At 47.7% G+C, this 14,964-nt stretch carries 23 protein-coding genes; all 23 read right to left on the reverse strand.

Translation table 11 applies throughout. The features are described from left to right. Positions 1-19: 19 nt before the first annotated feature. Complete coding sequence (locus ACQEXP_RS01930) at positions 20-1,660, reverse strand: hypothetical protein (RefSeq protein WP_426967799.1); 1,641 nt, start codon at positions 1,658-1,660, stop codon at positions 20-22. Then, on the reverse strand, positions 1,657-2,130 hold the full coding sequence (locus tag ACQEXP_RS01935; RefSeq protein ID WP_426967801.1) for a DNA-binding protein: 474 nt from the start codon (positions 2,128-2,130) through the stop codon (positions 1,657-1,659). Before ACQEXP_RS01935 ends, ACQEXP_RS01930 begins: the two co-directional genes overlap by 4 nt. Next, positions 2,123-3,004, reverse strand: coding sequence for a hypothetical protein (locus ACQEXP_RS01940; protein WP_426967803.1), 882 nt, complete (start codon positions 3,002-3,004; stop codon positions 2,123-2,125). Before ACQEXP_RS01940 ends, ACQEXP_RS01935 begins: the two co-directional genes overlap by 8 nt. 3 nt (positions 3,005-3,007) lie before the next feature. Continuing rightward, positions 3,008-3,553: a hypothetical protein gene (locus ACQEXP_RS01945; RefSeq protein ID WP_426967804.1), complete on the reverse strand. Its 546-nt coding sequence runs from the start codon at positions 3,551-3,553 to the stop codon at positions 3,008-3,010. Beyond that, a complete protein-coding gene (locus tag ACQEXP_RS01950) occupies positions 3,553-4,962 on the reverse strand; it encodes a phage tail protein (RefSeq protein ID WP_426967806.1) in 1,410 nt (469 codons plus the stop codon). Before ACQEXP_RS01950 ends, ACQEXP_RS01945 begins: the two co-directional genes overlap by 1 nt. A 25-nt stretch (positions 4,963-4,987) precedes the next feature. Then, positions 4,988-5,620, reverse strand: coding sequence for a phage tail protein (locus ACQEXP_RS01955; protein WP_426967807.1), 633 nt, complete (start codon positions 5,618-5,620; stop codon positions 4,988-4,990). Then, complete coding sequence (locus ACQEXP_RS01960) at positions 5,617-5,943, reverse strand: hypothetical protein (RefSeq protein ID WP_426967809.1); 327 nt, start codon at positions 5,941-5,943, stop codon at positions 5,617-5,619. Before ACQEXP_RS01960 ends, ACQEXP_RS01955 begins: the two co-directional genes overlap by 4 nt. Further along, complete coding sequence (locus tag ACQEXP_RS01965; protein ID WP_426967811.1) at positions 5,930-6,796, reverse strand: baseplate J/gp47 family protein; 867 nt, start codon at positions 6,794-6,796, stop codon at positions 5,930-5,932. Before ACQEXP_RS01965 ends, ACQEXP_RS01960 begins: the two co-directional genes overlap by 14 nt. After that, positions 6,793-7,125 (reverse strand): DUF2590 family protein, encoded by a 333-nt coding sequence (locus ACQEXP_RS01970; RefSeq protein ID WP_426967813.1) that lies wholly within the window; start codon positions 7,123-7,125, stop codon positions 6,793-6,795. The genes ACQEXP_RS01965 and ACQEXP_RS01970 overlap by 4 nt, the downstream gene beginning before the upstream one ends. After that, positions 7,118-8,899: a phage tail tape measure protein gene (locus ACQEXP_RS01975; RefSeq protein ID WP_426967815.1), complete on the reverse strand. Its 1,782-nt coding sequence runs from the start codon at positions 8,897-8,899 to the stop codon at positions 7,118-7,120. Before ACQEXP_RS01975 ends, ACQEXP_RS01970 begins: the two co-directional genes overlap by 8 nt. A gap of 2 nt (positions 8,900-8,901) precedes the next feature. Further along, positions 8,902-9,072 (reverse strand): DUF6890 family protein, encoded by a 171-nt coding sequence (locus ACQEXP_RS01980; RefSeq protein ID WP_426968036.1) that lies wholly within the window; start codon positions 9,070-9,072, stop codon positions 8,902-8,904. A gap of 17 nt (positions 9,073-9,089) precedes the next feature. Then, positions 9,090-9,374: a putative phage tail assembly chaperone gene (locus ACQEXP_RS01985; protein ID WP_426967817.1), complete on the reverse strand. Its 285-nt coding sequence runs from the start codon at positions 9,372-9,374 to the stop codon at positions 9,090-9,092. 4 nt (positions 9,375-9,378) lie between these two features. After that, complete coding sequence (lysC, locus tag ACQEXP_RS01990; protein WP_426967819.1) at positions 9,379-9,681, reverse strand: Rz1-like lysis system protein LysC; 303 nt, start codon at positions 9,679-9,681, stop codon at positions 9,379-9,381. After that, a complete protein-coding gene (locus ACQEXP_RS01995; RefSeq protein ID WP_426967820.1) occupies positions 9,590-9,874 on the reverse strand; it encodes a hypothetical protein in 285 nt (94 codons plus the stop codon). Before ACQEXP_RS01995 ends, lysC begins: the two co-directional genes overlap by 92 nt. Positions 9,875-9,905: 31 nt before the next feature. Further along, positions 9,906-10,487 (reverse strand): lysozyme, encoded by a 582-nt coding sequence (locus tag ACQEXP_RS02000; RefSeq protein ID WP_426967822.1) that lies wholly within the window; start codon positions 10,485-10,487, stop codon positions 9,906-9,908. Continuing rightward, positions 10,474-10,686 carry a hypothetical protein gene (locus ACQEXP_RS02005; protein WP_426967824.1) on the reverse strand — a complete coding sequence of 71 codons (213 nt, stop codon included), beginning with the start codon at positions 10,684-10,686 and terminating at the stop codon, positions 10,474-10,476. Before ACQEXP_RS02005 ends, ACQEXP_RS02000 begins: the two co-directional genes overlap by 14 nt. 9 nt (positions 10,687-10,695) lie before the next feature. Beyond that, on the reverse strand, positions 10,696-10,908 hold the full coding sequence (locus ACQEXP_RS02010) for a TraR/DksA C4-type zinc finger protein (RefSeq protein WP_426968038.1): 213 nt from the start codon (positions 10,906-10,908) through the stop codon (positions 10,696-10,698). Positions 10,909-10,923: 15 nt separating this feature from the next. Further along, positions 10,924-11,376 carry a phage protein gene (locus tag ACQEXP_RS02015; protein WP_426967825.1) on the reverse strand — a complete coding sequence of 151 codons (453 nt, stop codon included), beginning with the start codon at positions 11,374-11,376 and terminating at the stop codon, positions 10,924-10,926. Beyond that, the gene (locus ACQEXP_RS02020; protein WP_426967827.1) at positions 11,376-12,488 is read right to left on the reverse strand and encodes a DUF2586 domain-containing protein; all 1,113 of its coding nucleotides are present in this window, start codon (positions 12,486-12,488) and stop codon (positions 11,376-11,378) included. Before ACQEXP_RS02020 ends, ACQEXP_RS02015 begins: the two co-directional genes overlap by 1 nt. A gap of 2 nt (positions 12,489-12,490) precedes the next feature. Further along, a complete protein-coding gene (locus ACQEXP_RS02025) occupies positions 12,491-13,150 on the reverse strand; it encodes a phage virion morphogenesis protein (RefSeq protein WP_426967828.1) in 660 nt (219 codons plus the stop codon). Continuing rightward, the gene (locus tag ACQEXP_RS02030; RefSeq protein ID WP_426967830.1) at positions 13,137-13,637 is read right to left on the reverse strand and encodes a phage tail protein; all 501 of its coding nucleotides are present in this window, start codon (positions 13,635-13,637) and stop codon (positions 13,137-13,139) included. Before ACQEXP_RS02030 ends, ACQEXP_RS02025 begins: the two co-directional genes overlap by 14 nt. Further along, entirely contained in the window at positions 13,634-14,095 is a 462-nt protein-coding gene (locus tag ACQEXP_RS02035) for a head completion/stabilization protein (RefSeq protein ID WP_426967832.1), read from the reverse strand. Before ACQEXP_RS02035 ends, ACQEXP_RS02030 begins: the two co-directional genes overlap by 4 nt. 112 nt (positions 14,096-14,207) lie before the next feature. Next, positions 14,208-14,957 carry a phage terminase small subunit gene (gpM, locus tag ACQEXP_RS02040; protein WP_426967834.1) on the reverse strand — a complete coding sequence of 250 codons (750 nt, stop codon included), beginning with the start codon at positions 14,955-14,957 and terminating at the stop codon, positions 14,208-14,210. Positions 14,958-14,964 lie beyond the last annotated feature (7 nt).

Here is a 14,964-nt window from a genome sequence, read left to right on the forward strand (position 1 = left end):
TTATACTACTGAACTAGAATCACATTTTTGTAATTGGAACCAACCTCGCTTTTAATACCCTGCTATCACTGCCATAGCCAGCAATTGCTTCAGATTGGATTGGGGCCTGTGAACTACCAGACCCTGGTACTACACCACTGTGGGTATGATTGGCTAAGGTGTCGGCCAGTTCTTTGACCACTTGCATAAGTTCAGAGAGCAGTATCAATACGTTTTCTTGTTTTGAGCCTACCCATGTTTTTGGCGCTTGTAGCCATTGGTGGTCTGCGACGATGCTTCGGCGGTGTTTGCCAATTGTCTCAACAAGCTCACCTGCTGTGGCTATATGCATGTTACCCAGTGAACCAAGCTCTAGGTTATCACCGGCTAAAAGCTCGATGGCACCCAACGTCTCAACGACCTTTTTGCCTATGATGTGCTCCAAGCTGTGTTGGTCAACATTGAGTGTGTACGTACCAAGGTCCGCTTGATAATGGGTGGCTTCATCGTGTTTACGATAGGCTTTCTGGTATTGCTGTTGGTCGGTTTGCTCAGTGGTGTTGCCGGCCGCGTCAACTCGCTTGCTGACTTCTTCACGTTGCTGTTGTAACTGCTCACCAGGCTCAATGGTTGGCAACGCGAAATCACGACCATATACAGCTCGAATAATGGGTAGATCATTTCGACCGTAAGCAAAGGCAATTTCAACGATGGTTCCTTCGAGTGGATAGCCCATTAAGCCTGACTCATGCCCAGTCATAGTGATAGGCAGAGGGATAGATTTATACAGCGGTACACTGGTGTCGATTTGCATGTTTTCCGTCAGCAAGTGAACATCAACCGCATAACGAGGACGAAATGGGTCACTGATATCACCTGATTGCGATTCATCACGCACCGCTTTGATTTGTCCGAACCTTGGCAGGTGATGACCGGCAGCAAGCTCAGGGAAGTTTTTGAGCGCCTCTTGCTTCTTTGGTGGAACTTCCGCTTTGCTCTCTTCCCAATGGATGGTCATCTCATCGGCAATCAGGTCAACTCGCTTAACCCGTTGATCATTGACGATAGCGCCAGGTCGAATCAACGGCAAAGGTGCGATGCTGATACTATTCGCAGATTGTTTGATAGCTAACTCATTTCTGAGCGTAACGTTCTTACCAAAGTAATGGCAATGCTCAAACGCACCAATGTAGAGGGTTTGGTCTGTTTTCTGGTACCAGATGAAGTCTGGAATATTGAACGCTTTGCCAATAGCTTGTAAGCACTGGTAGCCCGTCCCTTGACTGGTAAAGTTAGGAATAGGCTTGTCGGTATAGTCGGCGTTCTCTGGCAGTGCGAACTGCAAGCCAATTTTGTCACTTAACGCACTGAGTACCTGGCGCATGGTGGCGTGTTCAATCGCTACAGGCCACGATTTGTTTAGAATGCAGCTATGCTCTTTAACCAAGACTTTATGGCTACCATTGGCGGTAGGAAACACCTTTTCGATGGTACCTTCAAACCACAATTTGGTGTTTTGGTCGTAACCAATATCAAGCTGAACATGATCAAAGCGACTAGGCGCTATGTCGTGTTGATAAATAAAGATGGCACTGCTACCCAACGAGTGATGAAGGCTTACGCTGTTTTGCGATAACCTCACTTCATTACCTGCCACAAATAGGCGTTTCTCTAACTTCATTTTAACGCCTCTTCACTTTCAAGTAATGCTTGTTGATGCTGGGTGTTTTGCTGTTGCGTGGATGGTTTTTTGCTTTTGGTACGTTGCTCGATTTTCTCTGAGGCCGAATTGTACTCACGCATCGAGAAGCTGATTTCCCATGCTCGAAGTGACGTATGTTCAGAAGACGATAATTTGCCAAAGAACTTAGCTTCACGTACGCGATATAAACGCGCATCTCGGTTACCAATACGAAACACTTTACGATTACCGCTTTCGTCTTTCATCGAGAAGGTATCGTAGAGATCAGTTAGGTCCTTCTCGCGCTTAAATGGAATAGTACCGGTGACTGAAATCACCACACCTTTATCGCCCTGTTCAGAAGAGTGGGTCGAGGACGACTGGCCGCTCATATCTTTATCTTTGTATTGCTTTGAGCAACTCACTTTCATGTTGTCGATTGGTAGTAGCTTGCCATCTAAACTAAGCATTCAACAGTTCCTCAAAAAAGGTTAGAGGCTTATCGCTGAGCAACAGGCTCATGATGGTGTATTGGTGATTGGTAGACACATCAGTGTTTTTCAGTTGGCTTGCCATGCTATCAAGTGAGCCTGAGAATTTAGCTGACCACACATTGCCTTTCAGTGCTTTGAGCGCATTGATTTGTTCTTTGAGTTCATCCATTTTCGCGCTACGTTTAGCCGCTAGCGCACCAAGTTTACCAATCACATTAGTGACGTCACTGGCGAGTGATTCTAGTGTGGCGATTTGTCCTGCCTGATGTTGTTCGTACTCATAAAGTGGCTGAGCGTTGACAGTAGCTTTTGGTTTGAAGCGTGGCTGAATAATAGCCGCAGGCACGTGCATTTTGCTTTGCTCGTTAGTGGTTAACGCTTTAGCCTGCCTTGCGGTTTGCATCCAATCCGGAAAGCACAGCACTGAAGTTACGCTGTCTAGTAGACTGGCAAAGCTGGCTAGGTTCGACGCGCTGACCATCACCACGATACAGTGAGTACTGGTGTTTGGCCTGTGGGTGTCGATTTGGTCTTGCAGTTTGAGTGCTAGGGTATTTCTGGCTTGTTGAGGCGTGAGCACACAGCCTGACTCTAACTGCTGACCGACATCATATTGATAAGGCGTTGCCGAGATAATTGTGCCCTGCTCGATGAGTGATTCAAGATCACCGCGCAAACCGAGTAATGCTTCGGCCTCTGCACTTAAAGAGTGACGCCCGTAATTGGCGTCACTTTCAAGCAGTGTTAAGCGGTTGACCGCCTCATTCATGTTTGTGCCGATTTGGTCAGTTACCTGTTCAGCACTGGTTTGAATGGTTTGGGCGGCGCTTGGCCAAGTGAGGTTAGTCATAGTCTAAACCTCTGGGTTTACCGGCCATGGATTGTCGGCTTTGATTTTGGCTACCAAATCATCAATGCGGTCATAGTAAACCTGCAGCTCTTGCGCCGTTGCACCACTTCGCTCTAAACGCCTCGCTTCATTTTCCAGCGGATCCGTTTGTGCTCGATAAAGAGATTCGCGAGTAGCGTCAACTTGAGCGTAATCAGAAATATATATTTTTCTTAGATTGGTTACCCAAGCACCATTGGTCCATTCGTCCCATCTTGTTGACGGCTTTTCTAACGTATATTCGTCCGTGACTAAAGATGCATCATCAAACACTTTTAGTTGGTGAGTTTGTTTATGGTAACCCGTCACTACAACGGGCTTAAATTCAACGAACCATTTCTGATTTTTCACATCAAACTTGGCCTGTTCAGTTTCTTCATCAAACTCTGGAGTCGTATTCCAAGTAGCGAACTGCGGTACAATGTATTCATCGTATCCAGCCACCTTCTGAATTTGACTTGTACCCGTAAAAGCGTGGCTTTCGTAATCGTAGTGATAGGCTAATTTCATTACATCCAACCTCGGTGAATTTTAATAGAAAGGTTTGCAGTGTAAGGGCGGTTCTCAGGTGCTGTTGGAACTTGTCTAGATGCATCAAGCTGAATAGATGGAGATACTGAAGAAGCTCCCGCAGAGGTTGTTGCATTGGCAAACACTGCTGTACCACCTGTACGAGCAATAGCTCCAGATGCCCCACTAAACATCCAACCGTTGTTTGTTGTAAAGGAACCAGAGATATTTCTAATAGCGTCTCCTTGCGTTTCACCATGACTAATACCAGAAGGGTTGCCGCGGACAAAATGTCCCAAATGATGATTTGGCAAGGTAAAGGTTGTTGCTCCGTCACCATCACCAAATTTCATAGCGTGAGTCATAGGATCAGCGTCTTTTATTTCTTGCGCTACTATCATTCCTGCAGCCACAGCATAGTCCCAAAGTAACTTATCGGTAGTTCTCGATAACTCACCACCTTGTAAGTCGACCCACCCAGCCATAGTACCTGCATTATGAAACTCACCAATTAAGCCAATTAAATGTTCTAGTTTTGTATATTGAGAGTGAGGGTTATTGGATGATACATGCCCTTCCAAACCACCTTTCACCCGCCAATCAACCACGGAACCATCGGCATTAATACTCACTAGCTTGGCTACATAGTGTTGATTGCCGTTGCTGTCTACGTAGTCAGAAAGGTCCGTTTCTGAAGCGGTGATAGTGACGATATTTTGCCACACGGACAGTGCGCTACCTTGGCGAACGACATCGACATATAAACCATTGGGTTTGGTGGTGATGGTTTGCAGCACTTCACCAGACAACACACCACGTAAACCGCCGACGTACACGACTCCGGGTGTAACCTTGTATTTATCTGGGTCAGCTTGTTGGATTACATCAAAACCATCAACAAAGGCGGTGTGGCCGTAGTTATCTAGACAAGCTAAACGGTGGTCTTCTTCGATTCCTTTCAAACGTGCTTGGTAGTCAATCTGCCAAGTCGAAGCATCAACAGTAATTCCGGCGATTTGCGCGGCTCCGTCATAGGCTTGCACCAATGATTTAGTGCTCGCCATACCGTTTTCTTTGGTTTCTTCGGCTTTGTGTACCACCATTCCGCAAGAATTTGGCACATTCTTGTCACGTAGATAAATCGCATTAAAAGTGAACTCAGCAATGGCACTAGGAATCACTACTGAATACGCCAGTGCGTTCTCACCAATTTTACCCACTTGGTCGATGTCTTGCTGATGCACCCATAGCGCAACATCTGGCAAGCCTTGGCTTCGGTCGATAGGCTGGCTGGGGTCTAAACCTGGGATGTAGGCAAAAATCATCTCATTCATATCTGGCGCTTTGCCAACACTGATTTGATTTTGCAAATAACGCTCAAATTCGAGCGGGATAGCCGTTTGGCTCATTGGGAACCTCCCCTATTGTCAGCCGTTATAGACTGGCGATAAATAACTGTTGTTGATGGTCAATCGATTGTGGCTTCACGCTAATTTCTACCGCCAGTTTCGACTGAGCTGAAAACAGGCTGAAGTTATGCGAGAACTCGCCACTGGCAATGGTTAACGTTGTTGGGAACGTCACCTGAAAACGATAACGGCGACACGTTCGGCCGTATTGTTCGATCAGGGTTTGAATCAGTTTGGTGTTGTTTGAGATATCACCATCCGTCAGTTCGATGGTGCACACATCCCACTCCACCGCGCTTTCACGTTCTTTGAACGCCACAATGCCAATACCTAATCGTTCAAAAATGCGTTTGAATCCAGTTACGCTGCCTGCGTCTTTCGCATTAACGAAGGCGTATTTCACGCGCTTACGAAACAGGCTCAGCGGCTCGCCATCAAAACGGGTGATGTCTCTGTCCCACGCCATCAGCTCTAACACTTTTTCACTACAAGTCAGTGCATCAAGTTGGTTGACTGGATAAGTGAGCCAGTCATACACGCGAAGCCAAAACCGCTTCACCCCTTGGGTTAACCAGTAAGGTTCAATTTTCTCTTTCGGGATGGATTCGCCATCTTGCCACCAAGGCAGAACAATCTTGATCATCTCTGGGATGTTCATTGGGTCACCTCGCTAATGGTTAAGCTTTGCAGACGTGGCTGCTCCAGTGATGAAACAATGTCTTTTTGCACTTCACCATCGACGATAAATCTCACCGATTCGACTCTGTTTAAATCCTCGTGGATTTCCTTGCCTAATCGAGACAAAGAGAAACGACTCTTGGGAGCTGCTCGGGTGATGTTCTTATGCGCATCCGACTCCCGAAATGCCGCGCGAATACGGTCCTCTATTTGCTGGTTCTCGCTAGTTTTCGTATCCGCATCTAAGTTGGCCGCGAACACCACTTCTGTCACGACATTGACGTTCTTGTCAGGTATCGCCATGGCCGTGATGTCCATCGGTCATAATATGGGTGTTCAACTGGTCGAGAATGTTTTGTGGTGCCTGGCCAACTTCCATCAAGATATAAGCCGTCGCTGTTCCTGGCTCAACCTCCCCCGTATTCTTAAAAAAGACATTATCACTTCGAATGCCTGCCACATCAGTGATGATAGAGCGATACACATCATCGATATGCCACGCGCCCGAACTGGTAAAAGCGTTTTGTAGGCGCAAGGCCAGTTCGTCGTCAGATTCAATATCGGCGCCTAATGTGGTGATGTAATCGGGTTTGTTCTCTGCTGAGACAATGCCACTGATTTCTTCTGGGATGATGCTGTAGTAACCGGCAGACAAATTGAACGCTTGGCCTTCGAATTCCGCCTCACACAAAACATCACCTGTCGCTTCACCGGCTGCAATCACAGTGTCACGGGTAACAAACAGGCGATAGACCACACCGTCTATCAAAGGGCTTTGGATAATCGCCCCTGCCACTATAGTGCTTTCTTCAGCACTATTGGCTTTCGTCAAAGTAATATTGCCCTGCATTTTGACGGCAGGTTTAGGCTCAACATCCAGCTCCCAAGCTTTTAAGTCGAGCGCCCAACGCTGCGCCGTGGCAACGAACAGGCTCGGCATTATATGTTTAGCCAAAAGTGTAGTGATGAGCCAATAAACAGGTGAAACAACAGCCGCTTTAACCCAACGCCAAAACGGACTCATTTCAGAGTCATTCGAGATTTGGCTTCCGGCACCTTTTACGTCTTTTTCGAGCTGCTCAGTAATGGCCGCCTCTGTTGTCGGGATGCCTTCTTGTTCAAGGACGTCGACAAAGTCTACCGTTGGTCTGTTCATTGCTTCACCTCAATGTCAATCACGTCTGAAAAGTCGAACGCTTTAGCGGTCAGCTCTACGATGCCTATTTGGGTTTCATTGGCATACGCGCTACCGGGTATAATTCGCTCATCCTGCTCTGCAGTTTGTTCGATTTGCACTAAGACATCGGCACGTAACGTTGGGTTGCGCTCTGCCAGTAGCTTTCGTGCGAGTCCTGATTCCATGATGCGGTGTTTCACATCTTGAGCGATGCTGTAGAGATCACTGGCTTGCTCAGGCTGTTGACCTGCGTCGACGTTCCAACCACCTTGTATCACCTTAATATCGATAAACTTTTTGTCAGCCATTGGATAACGCCTCCCACTCTTCCATCTGTTCTGGAGTGAATCCCCCTTCAGTAGTGATGTTCACCTCGCCAATGTGGGTTTGATTTCCTGCCATCGCTGTTGGCCTTTGAGCGGTGATGTTCTTTACCATCTGTGGGGGTAACTGAGCGTTGCTTTGAACATTCGCGTTTGGCGCAAAATCTTCCAGTGTTGGAATTGGCTTCCGCTCAGTATTTTCGGCCACGGTTGCAGCTTGAATCTCTGGGCTGCCAGAGCTACTCAAGTCAATATCGATACCCGGTATCATGTTGAGCTTTTCGATCACCCAATCGATGGTGTCAGACAGGAACTTGAACACTGCGGTATCACCAAATGAGGCTTTGAGGTCATCCCACCAATAAATCATGGCGCCCACTACGGCGATAAGACCGACAATACCTGCGACTACCCATGTCATCGGGTTAGCCCATAGTGCCGTATTGAATAACCAGGTGGCTGCGGTCATTGCGATAGTGCTAATACGCAGCAGTTTCAATACCCCATTGAGTGCCCCCATAGTGACCGCCCAACCACCACTCATCATCTGGCCTATTCCCATGGCAAGAGACAGCCCTGCGACTACGCCACCTAAAGAGAGTGCAGCAATCGCGGCATAACCAAACAGTTCTGCTAGCCAAGGGAATTCGTCGGTCCAACCCGTAATCCACACAATGCCATCAGCAAGCGAACCCACGACGGCGTTGATAGAAGGTAAAATCACACCGAAGACGGCAGCACGAACGGCAAACCAAGAAGATTCAAGTCGCTCCCATTGATCAGTCATTTTTGAAGCCATCTCTTCGGCTTTCGACATCCCTTGCACACTACCAAGTGTTTCGATGCTTGATGCCAATCCATCAGTATCCGCCATCAGTAACTTAATCATGCTGACGGCTTCTTCTGAGCCAAATGCTTTCTTCAAATCGGCAGCTTCAGCGACACTTAACGTCTCTCCGTATTGGCCTTTCAACTTATCGAGAATATCCAACATAGGCAGCATTTGCCCTTGGCTATCAGTAAACGATAAATCCAGCCTGTCTTGAGCATTTGCCACCCCAGCTAAGAACGCTTTGTATTTGGTACCCGCTTCACTACCACTCATTGTGGCTTGCAAAGTACCTAGAATCGCCATCTGCTCTGACATAGCTATTCCAGCCGATGTCGCATTGGCACCAACACTCGTGAATGCAGAGCTCATCTCTGAACCCGTGGTTTTAAACATCTGCACCGCACTGGCGGTTTGACCTGCGACTAACTCAACCCACTCGCCTTTACCCATTTCGGCCGCTTGGTTTTTAAAGATGCCGTACATGGTGCCCATGTAACTGGTAATGGTTGTGGTATCGGCTTTAGTGGCAGCGGCCAAAACACCCGAGGCTTTAGTAAACTGAGATAGTTCATTACCATCTAAACCCGCGATAGCAGATTGAATGTCATAAGACGCGGCCACAAAGTCAGTGGCAGACTTGCCATATTCTGCGGAGAACTCCAAAGCTGTGGCAGAAAGTTGCTTGAGTGCATCTTCTTGAACCCCAAGCGAAGCCACTTCACCGAGTTTTCTATCCATTTCAATAGCCGGCATTAATGCGTTTTGCACAGCGAAGCCAGCCGCCACAATACCTGCGGTACCTGTGGCAACGTTCTGTAGGCCTTGCTTGCCCAATTCCGTTGCGGCGGTCATCTCTTGGGTGATGCCTTGCAAGGGTTTGGAAATTTGGTCATCTAAGACCATTTGCATTAATAGCTTTTCGTCCATACTTACCTGCTATTGAACAGATTGGCGATAGCCGTTTGCACTGCCGCCTCTATTCGTTGCCTTTCTCGCTTTTCTAGCCACATGGCTCTGGCGAGGTTTTGTTCATCGTCCCCTTCATGGGGTAAGTAGAATCGACGCAGGGTGAGCGCTTGTTCGATGCCGTTTTGCTCGATGCGCTCAACCCGCTCAGTTAGTTTTTTAACGCGATGGTAATGCCACCTTTTGCAGCATCACTGACCGTTGCGAATAGCTGCATCGTCAAACCAGGTACCGCATCTAAATAGGCTTTCAGTTCATCTTTTTGCTTAGGTTCAACGCTACGAATTAAATAATGATAGGCAGGCACCACCTTGTTACTTGGCATCACTTCATTCGAGTAGTTGTTGGCATCAGCCACTGTCGGTGTGAAGGTAAAATCTGTTTCACCCACCGTGACAACAACAGGTTTCAGCGCGAACGTAGGTTGATTAGACATAGAGTTATCCTTTGTTGGTTGGCTGCTTGGCTAGTTGCTCGGCTCGCCAGTTTAAATATTCTTGTGTTTGGTCAGCACATTGCCCAAACGCATCTTTCAACCGCGGAATATCTTCGATCACGATTTCAGGCCATGTACCTTTAACGATTGGTTTTTCACACGGGACAATCAGCCCCGCAGGCGGTAGTTGAACAATGACTCGAGTTTGGATGGCATCAGTACGGCTGCTGCAGCCGCTGAGTAACACTATCAGGAATGTGGCACTCCACATTTTCCAGTTGAGATTCCAGTTCGCTGATTTGTTCATCTAACTGCCTTTTATCTTGCTGCTGTTTTTGAGTGCGACTGACCAATAACGTGTTCATGTATTCTTGGTCATGCCTTAGCGTATTGATGGTTAACTCACTGGTCTGGTTCACCGCTTTGAGCGCATCAAACCTTGCCCTTAGTGCGGCTTGTTCAGCCTTACTTGCCTTGAGCAATAACCACATGGACACCATTGCCACTAATCCCACCGCCACTGATAGCCATTTAATCCACTTGGGTACACCGAGCATATTCGAGCCCTCTTCGCGTGATCAGTCCGTTGTATTTTTTACCTCCGCTGAACACCCATCGCTTGAGCTGTTCACACGCTTTGGGGTAGTTACCCTGCATAATGTGTTTATAGATTTGAGTTAACGTGCCATTGGCATTACGCCGGAACTTGGTGCATCCCGTGTTAAAAACGAAACTCGTGAAGGCATCGAACTGACCCTGAGTCATTGCCTTACCCGAAATGTGTTCTGCGTTGCTCACACACTGCTCGGCGCTTTGAACATTCTTTACCCAATCTTTGGCCACTTGCTCTAACGACACCGCAGTACTCGACACATCATGTGTGTTACCAATTCCGTTAGTGGCTAAACCTGCAGGGCAGCGATATGGGTCTTGTCGACATCCTTCTGCGTTACCAATCAGCTCAAGAGCAGCAGAGCTAACACGCAACTCACCCAGTTCTTGCTGCTGAATTACAACCGGACCAACAGGCTGAGTGGTCTCAATCGCAACACCACCTGTAATTAGAGCAATGGCACCCAGTACAGAGCAGGTGATTTTTTTACTCAGTTTCACTGACCGTAACTCCTTTCTCTGTGGCAATGCGCTGCATTTCGCGCTTGTGCCAATAGTTCAAAATGAGTGCGAGCACGCCGATGACAAGCGACCCCGTAAAGTACCAATGTTCATAGGTCATTTTGCTGATGCCCATTCCTAGCAATGACATGAGATACGCTAGGCCACTAGTGAACTTGTCGAACCATTCTTTCAACATAAAGGAGTGTTACCTCCGCTCTATAAGCGACTGACAATTAATGCAGAATTGACAGCCCTTGCTTGCTTTTCTTCGCGCTTCTGGGATTGGTTCGCCACACTCTTCGCAATCCAACGCGCTCTCTTTTTGGGCATTCTGGCTAGACCGTAACAACTGGTTAGCCAATGCCACTTTGGTGAATTGGGTTTCTGTTCCGCTTGCATGATCAATCACATCCGTCATTGGCTTACCCTTCACCTACAGCACGTAGCGCGTATCGTCTTCGCTGAGGTATGGCACCCCATCAATCTTGACGAACAGAGGGCTGGTCACTAACCCTTTAAGCTTGCGCTTGTGCTTATCTGAGCTGGATGGATCGATGTTGAGAATGTCTTCAATCAACCATTTCACACCAAAGAACTCGACTTTCTGCTCTTCTTCACCTGTGTTGGCGTAGCACATCAAATCATCGAGCGGTAAGTTGCGGTAGCTGCCTGCAGCCTTGGCTGCGCTGTGAACGACTTTGAAATACTTAGCATCAAGCTCAAGCTCGATTTCACAGCTCACTTCACCGTCAGTGTAACCATCAGGAATACCGCCACTTTTCGCCACTTCAGACGAATCGCTAATCGTGGCAGTAAGGCTCTCCACATGGATAAACTCACCAAATAAGTTTGTATCAAAACTACGGGTAGAAATTCGGCGACTCATTAGGCAACCTCCCCTTTCTTAACGCTGATGTAGACAGTGATTTTTACTGGGCAGTCATAAGGCTGAACCTGCATGTAAATTTCAACTTCTTCATTGGTGACCCACTTAATGCGAATGTCGTCTTCTTGTGGCGGCAGGATTTCACCTGGATCGCCCGTGCGTGCCATACGTCGCAAGTCTTGGGTGAAGTAGATTTTCGCTGCTTCGGTGGCCGATGGCGTTGAATTGAACTTACGGTCGGCGATTCGTGCAATGGCACGAATGCGAACAAAGCGCGCCGCTTTCATTGCTACACGGATATGACGAATATCTTGATAGTCGCCCCCAGGCACATCGAGAGTATTACCTGTTGTCCAGTATTGACCTGGATAGTCTGGGTACCACATCGGCACTGATAGGCGATTCGATTCCAATGTTTTAAGGTGAGCGAGCTGTAAACTGTCACCGTTCTTATCGGTTAAGAACTCAGTGTTGCCGACCACGGAGCCAGTCATCACGCGAGCCGGTGAGTCCGCAATAGAAACTTCCCCGTTGGCCATGCGTCCCACGCCTTTACCAAAAGTGTCGAGGTCTTTATGCAAGGTTGGGATCACTGTGACGTACTCACTGGCGATATTGGTCACTATCGCGGTGCAGTCTACAATGTACTGTTCCCAAGCTTTCCCCGTGGTGACATCATTGTTGATGGCAGGAAGGCGACAAATCACAAAGGTCTCACGACCTAATGAGGCTTTAAGTTCAGTACGCAGAGTGATAGCCGATTCAATAAAGGCTTTATCGACCGCAGGAATATGAACCGCTGTGGCTTCAAAACTTGAGACTTCGTTGGCTTTTTTCACCGCATCTTGCCAATTGTCACCTTGGTCTAAAATGAGCACACCTGCTGTCCAGTTCTGTTTGGCGTTAAGCTGCGCCGCTTTGAGGTTAGCCAGATACTCTTCACTTGCTTGTTCAAGCACATCATCGAGATCACTGGTCGAGTCAACCATATAGAGTGGACGCTCCTCGCCCGTGACAGTCCCGTAACCCACAAATAGGAAGTGATTGTCTACAGTGGCGATAGGCCCTTGCATAAGGTTTTGAATAATGATGGTAACGGTAGGCCATGCCATGGTTACTTACTCCTATTGCGTTTGAGTTCTCGCTTAATCATCATTGCCATACGTTTAGGACTAATGCCGATCAGCTGTCGTTCTGGTCTTCCTACTTGCCAATCTCTAGCGGGAGTTTTGTTCTCCAACTCTTGAATGGTTTTTGCCGCTTCCCCAAGAGTCATGTTTTCAGTTATCCACTTGAGAGTTGGTTTCTTACCGCGCTTTTGCCTACCTTGTGGTTTGAGCCTGAAACCAAGATCACGGAGATGTTTGGCTTGCTCGCGAGTGGCGTTATCATCTTTGCTCGGCTCTTTGTCCTTTTTTGCCTGACGCTTTCGCTTGGTTAATCCGCTTTCTTCAGCCAACCCATGGTGGTGTTGATAAGCGACCTTTCCACGAGCAGTCGGCCAGCCGACGAACAAGGTTTTATTACTGTTGCGCTGAAAGTGCTTCACTTTGCGGGTGAACCCCATCAGCATTTTTTTGCGCCCTTTCTTTCGACCTTTCCACTTTGTGCCATCAGGATTGCTTTGGGTTCTGATGTTCTTTTTGGCTTGTTTAGCTAACTGAGCACCCAATTTTTTCAGCAATCTGGTTCTGGTTTTTCTGTCGAGCATGAGCACTTCAATTTGCTCTTTGGCTCGCAAAAAGCTGCGTTCGTCAGCTTTAATCTGGAGCACTGTTTATCACCACGTCTCGCAGCTTGGTTGCCGTCCAAATGTCGTAGTCTTCAAGTCGGTATTGTTTGCCGCCCCAGTAAATTGGCCCCTGTGGGTCTTCAATCACTTTGACTGGCTCTTCGAACATCACTTCGATGATGAGTTCAGCACTGCTAGCGTCTTCTATCACGACTTCGATGTATGGGTCGCTTAGCTCAGACAACTGCTGCTCACGGTCTTCATCGTTATCCATCAACCAGGCGCCAATATTGGCAAACAGGACAGCAGGACTTTGCTCTTGGTATGGGAAGCGATCAAAGTAAAACTCGGCTTTGTAGCGCTGAAGCATCATCTGAGAACTGCCATTCCCCATAAACTTTGGCGTCAACTTCAGTTCAATGTCTTGCATTTCAGCGCTCATACGCTTGGCGACTTTGGTCCCTACTCGCGCTTCAATAAATGCTTTCAAATCACGCAGTTTGTAGCCTGCTTGGTACTGTTCGCTCATATCAAACTTACCGTTGCTCTAGTTTTGCCGTTCATAGCGCGGATGATGCGCGCACACTCGGCCAGCAGTTCGTTTTTAGTTTCAGCACTTCGCTCAGATAGATGATCACCTTCTTTCTTTTGGTGAACGGTACTGAAGTCAGGTAGTAAATCGGCTTTAGCGCGAGCAAACACCGCCGCTTCATACTGGATCACTACGTTGTTCTTTCCAGACACGACCGGAAAGGATTGAACATCGACGGCTTTGACAATCCCCTCTGCCTGGTACTTGGCTTCAAGGCTAGCTAACTCTAAATTACAGGCAGAAACAGCATTGGCTAACGCAAAAGCAATACGCTCAGCATCCTGCGCTGGCGGTGTACCACGTCGGCGTTCAAAATCGCCTGCGTTGATGTCTGGCCAGAAACCATTATTGGTAATGGTGGTGTTTTGATAGCCGTTGTTTCCGCCTGTAAGCATTGCAATTCCTTGTTCAAAATAGGTGCGCCTCTAGCCACTGGGTCGACGGTATGACAATGAACCATAAGGGTTATTGTTACCTCGCCAGCCGAGGCGCGGCGGCGTAGGAGCTTTAGAGGTTAGTGCCCTCTTGAATCGCTTTGAGTCGCGATTTCACTTCTTTAACTTTGGTAGCAACACCAATCTTGTTGTGCTTGTCTTCAGCTTGTTCCATCAGTGCCAAAGCGCGCTCAAGATGTTCGACGTTGCCAATGCTGCTTGGTTTTACTTTTCTATCGTCATCTGTCAGCAATGCATAAGCAGCGAATTTGAGCCATTGAGCATGTAGCTGATTTGGGACATCCCATTCGTCTTCCAGTAGCTGCTCATTGATTCGGCCGTAGTACGGCTCAAATGAGTTGCCGTTTCTAGCTTGTGCTTCAGACCACTCAAGTACGCTACGAACAGCGAAGGTCGGCCAGTTGCACTTCAAGTTTTCTGGTGTTGGTAAGCCTTGCTCAATTGCTTGGATACACCAACTGATTGCCGTATCGAGGTCTTCTGCATCAAACAACCACACAATCAAATCAGTGAAGATAGGGTTTTGATACGCTTCACCTGCTTCTAAGTAAGCTTCGACCATTGGTTTGTACTTGGGGATAAGCACGTTGCGTTTGTGCTCAACCTTTTTATCGATTGAAGCAAACTCTTTCAGTACGAGTTTGTCCTGCTCGAACTCAACCAGTTTGATGTGTAGGCTATCTTTTGATGCCAAAAGCGCATAACTTCCGGCCTCAGTTGAAGCCGTTCCGCTTGCTGTGGCATCGTTTCGTTTGACGCGCAGTAAAATCGCGTCACGTTGTTTCTTGAGTGGGCTTACCATGGGCTAG

Source organism: Vibrio sp. TRT 1302, from assembly GCF_050113875.1.
Taxonomy (GTDB): domain Bacteria; phylum Pseudomonadota; class Gammaproteobacteria; order Enterobacterales; family Vibrionaceae; genus Vibrio.

Bases quoted from the DNA above. Each gene is read 5' to 3' on its own strand.
- ACQEXP_RS02015 (WP_426967825.1), bottom strand. From the start codon at position 11,376: ATGAGTCGCCGAATTTCTACCCGTAGTTTTGATACAAACTTATTTGGT.
- ACQEXP_RS02030 (WP_426967830.1), bottom strand. From the start codon at position 13,637: ATGAGCGAACAGTACCAAGCAGGCTACAAACTGCGTGATTTGAAAGCA.
- ACQEXP_RS01945 (WP_426967804.1), bottom strand. From the start codon at position 3,553: ATGAAATTAGCCTATCACTACGATTACGAAAGCCACGCTTTTACGGGT.
- ACQEXP_RS01985 (WP_426967817.1), bottom strand. From the start codon at position 9,374: ATGTCTAATCAACCTACGTTCGCGCTGAAACCTGTTGTTGTCACGGTG.
- gpM (WP_426967834.1), bottom strand. From the start codon at position 14,957: ATGGTAAGCCCACTCAAGAAACAACGTGACGCGATTTTACTGCGCGTC.
- ACQEXP_RS01970 (WP_426967813.1), bottom strand. From the start codon at position 7,125: ATGGCTGACAAAAAGTTTATCGATATTAAGGTGATACAAGGTGGTTGG.
- ACQEXP_RS02010 (WP_426968038.1), bottom strand. From the start codon at position 10,908: ATGACGGATGTGATTGATCATGCAAGCGGAACAGAAACCCAATTCACC.
- ACQEXP_RS02020 (WP_426967827.1), bottom strand. From the start codon at position 12,488: ATGGCATGGCCTACCGTTACCATCATTATTCAAAACCTTATGCAAGGG.
- ACQEXP_RS02035 (WP_426967832.1), bottom strand. From the start codon at position 14,095: ATGCTTACAGGCGGAAACAACGGCTATCAAAACACCACCATTACCAAT.
- ACQEXP_RS01955 (WP_426967807.1), bottom strand. From the start codon at position 5,620: ATGAACATCCCAGAGATGATCAAGATTGTTCTGCCTTGGTGGCAAGAT.
- ACQEXP_RS01940 (WP_426967803.1), bottom strand. From the start codon at position 3,004: ATGACTAACCTCACTTGGCCAAGCGCCGCCCAAACCATTCAAACCAGT.
- lysC (WP_426967819.1), bottom strand. From the start codon at position 9,681: ATGAACAAATCAGCGAACTGGAATCTCAACTGGAAAATGTGGAGTGCC.
- ACQEXP_RS02005 (WP_426967824.1), bottom strand. From the start codon at position 10,686: ATGTTGAAAGAATGGTTCGACAAGTTCACTAGTGGCCTAGCGTATCTC.
- ACQEXP_RS01975 (WP_426967815.1), bottom strand. From the start codon at position 8,899: ATGGACGAAAAGCTATTAATGCAAATGGTCTTAGATGACCAAATTTCC.
- ACQEXP_RS01930 (WP_426967799.1), bottom strand. From the start codon at position 1,660: ATGAAGTTAGAGAAACGCCTATTTGTGGCAGGTAATGAAGTGAGGTTA.
- ACQEXP_RS01950 (WP_426967806.1), bottom strand. From the start codon at position 4,962: ATGAGCCAAACGGCTATCCCGCTCGAATTTGAGCGTTATTTGCAAAAT.
- ACQEXP_RS01935 (WP_426967801.1), bottom strand. From the start codon at position 2,130: ATGCTTAGTTTAGATGGCAAGCTACTACCAATCGACAACATGAAAGTG.
- ACQEXP_RS01995 (WP_426967820.1), bottom strand. From the start codon at position 9,874: ATGGTGTCCATGTGGTTATTGCTCAAGGCAAGTAAGGCTGAACAAGCC.
- ACQEXP_RS01965 (WP_426967811.1), bottom strand. From the start codon at position 6,796: ATGAACAGACCAACGGTAGACTTTGTCGACGTCCTTGAACAAGAAGGC.
- ACQEXP_RS01960 (WP_426967809.1), bottom strand. From the start codon at position 5,943: ATGGCGATACCTGACAAGAACGTCAATGTCGTGACAGAAGTGGTGTTC.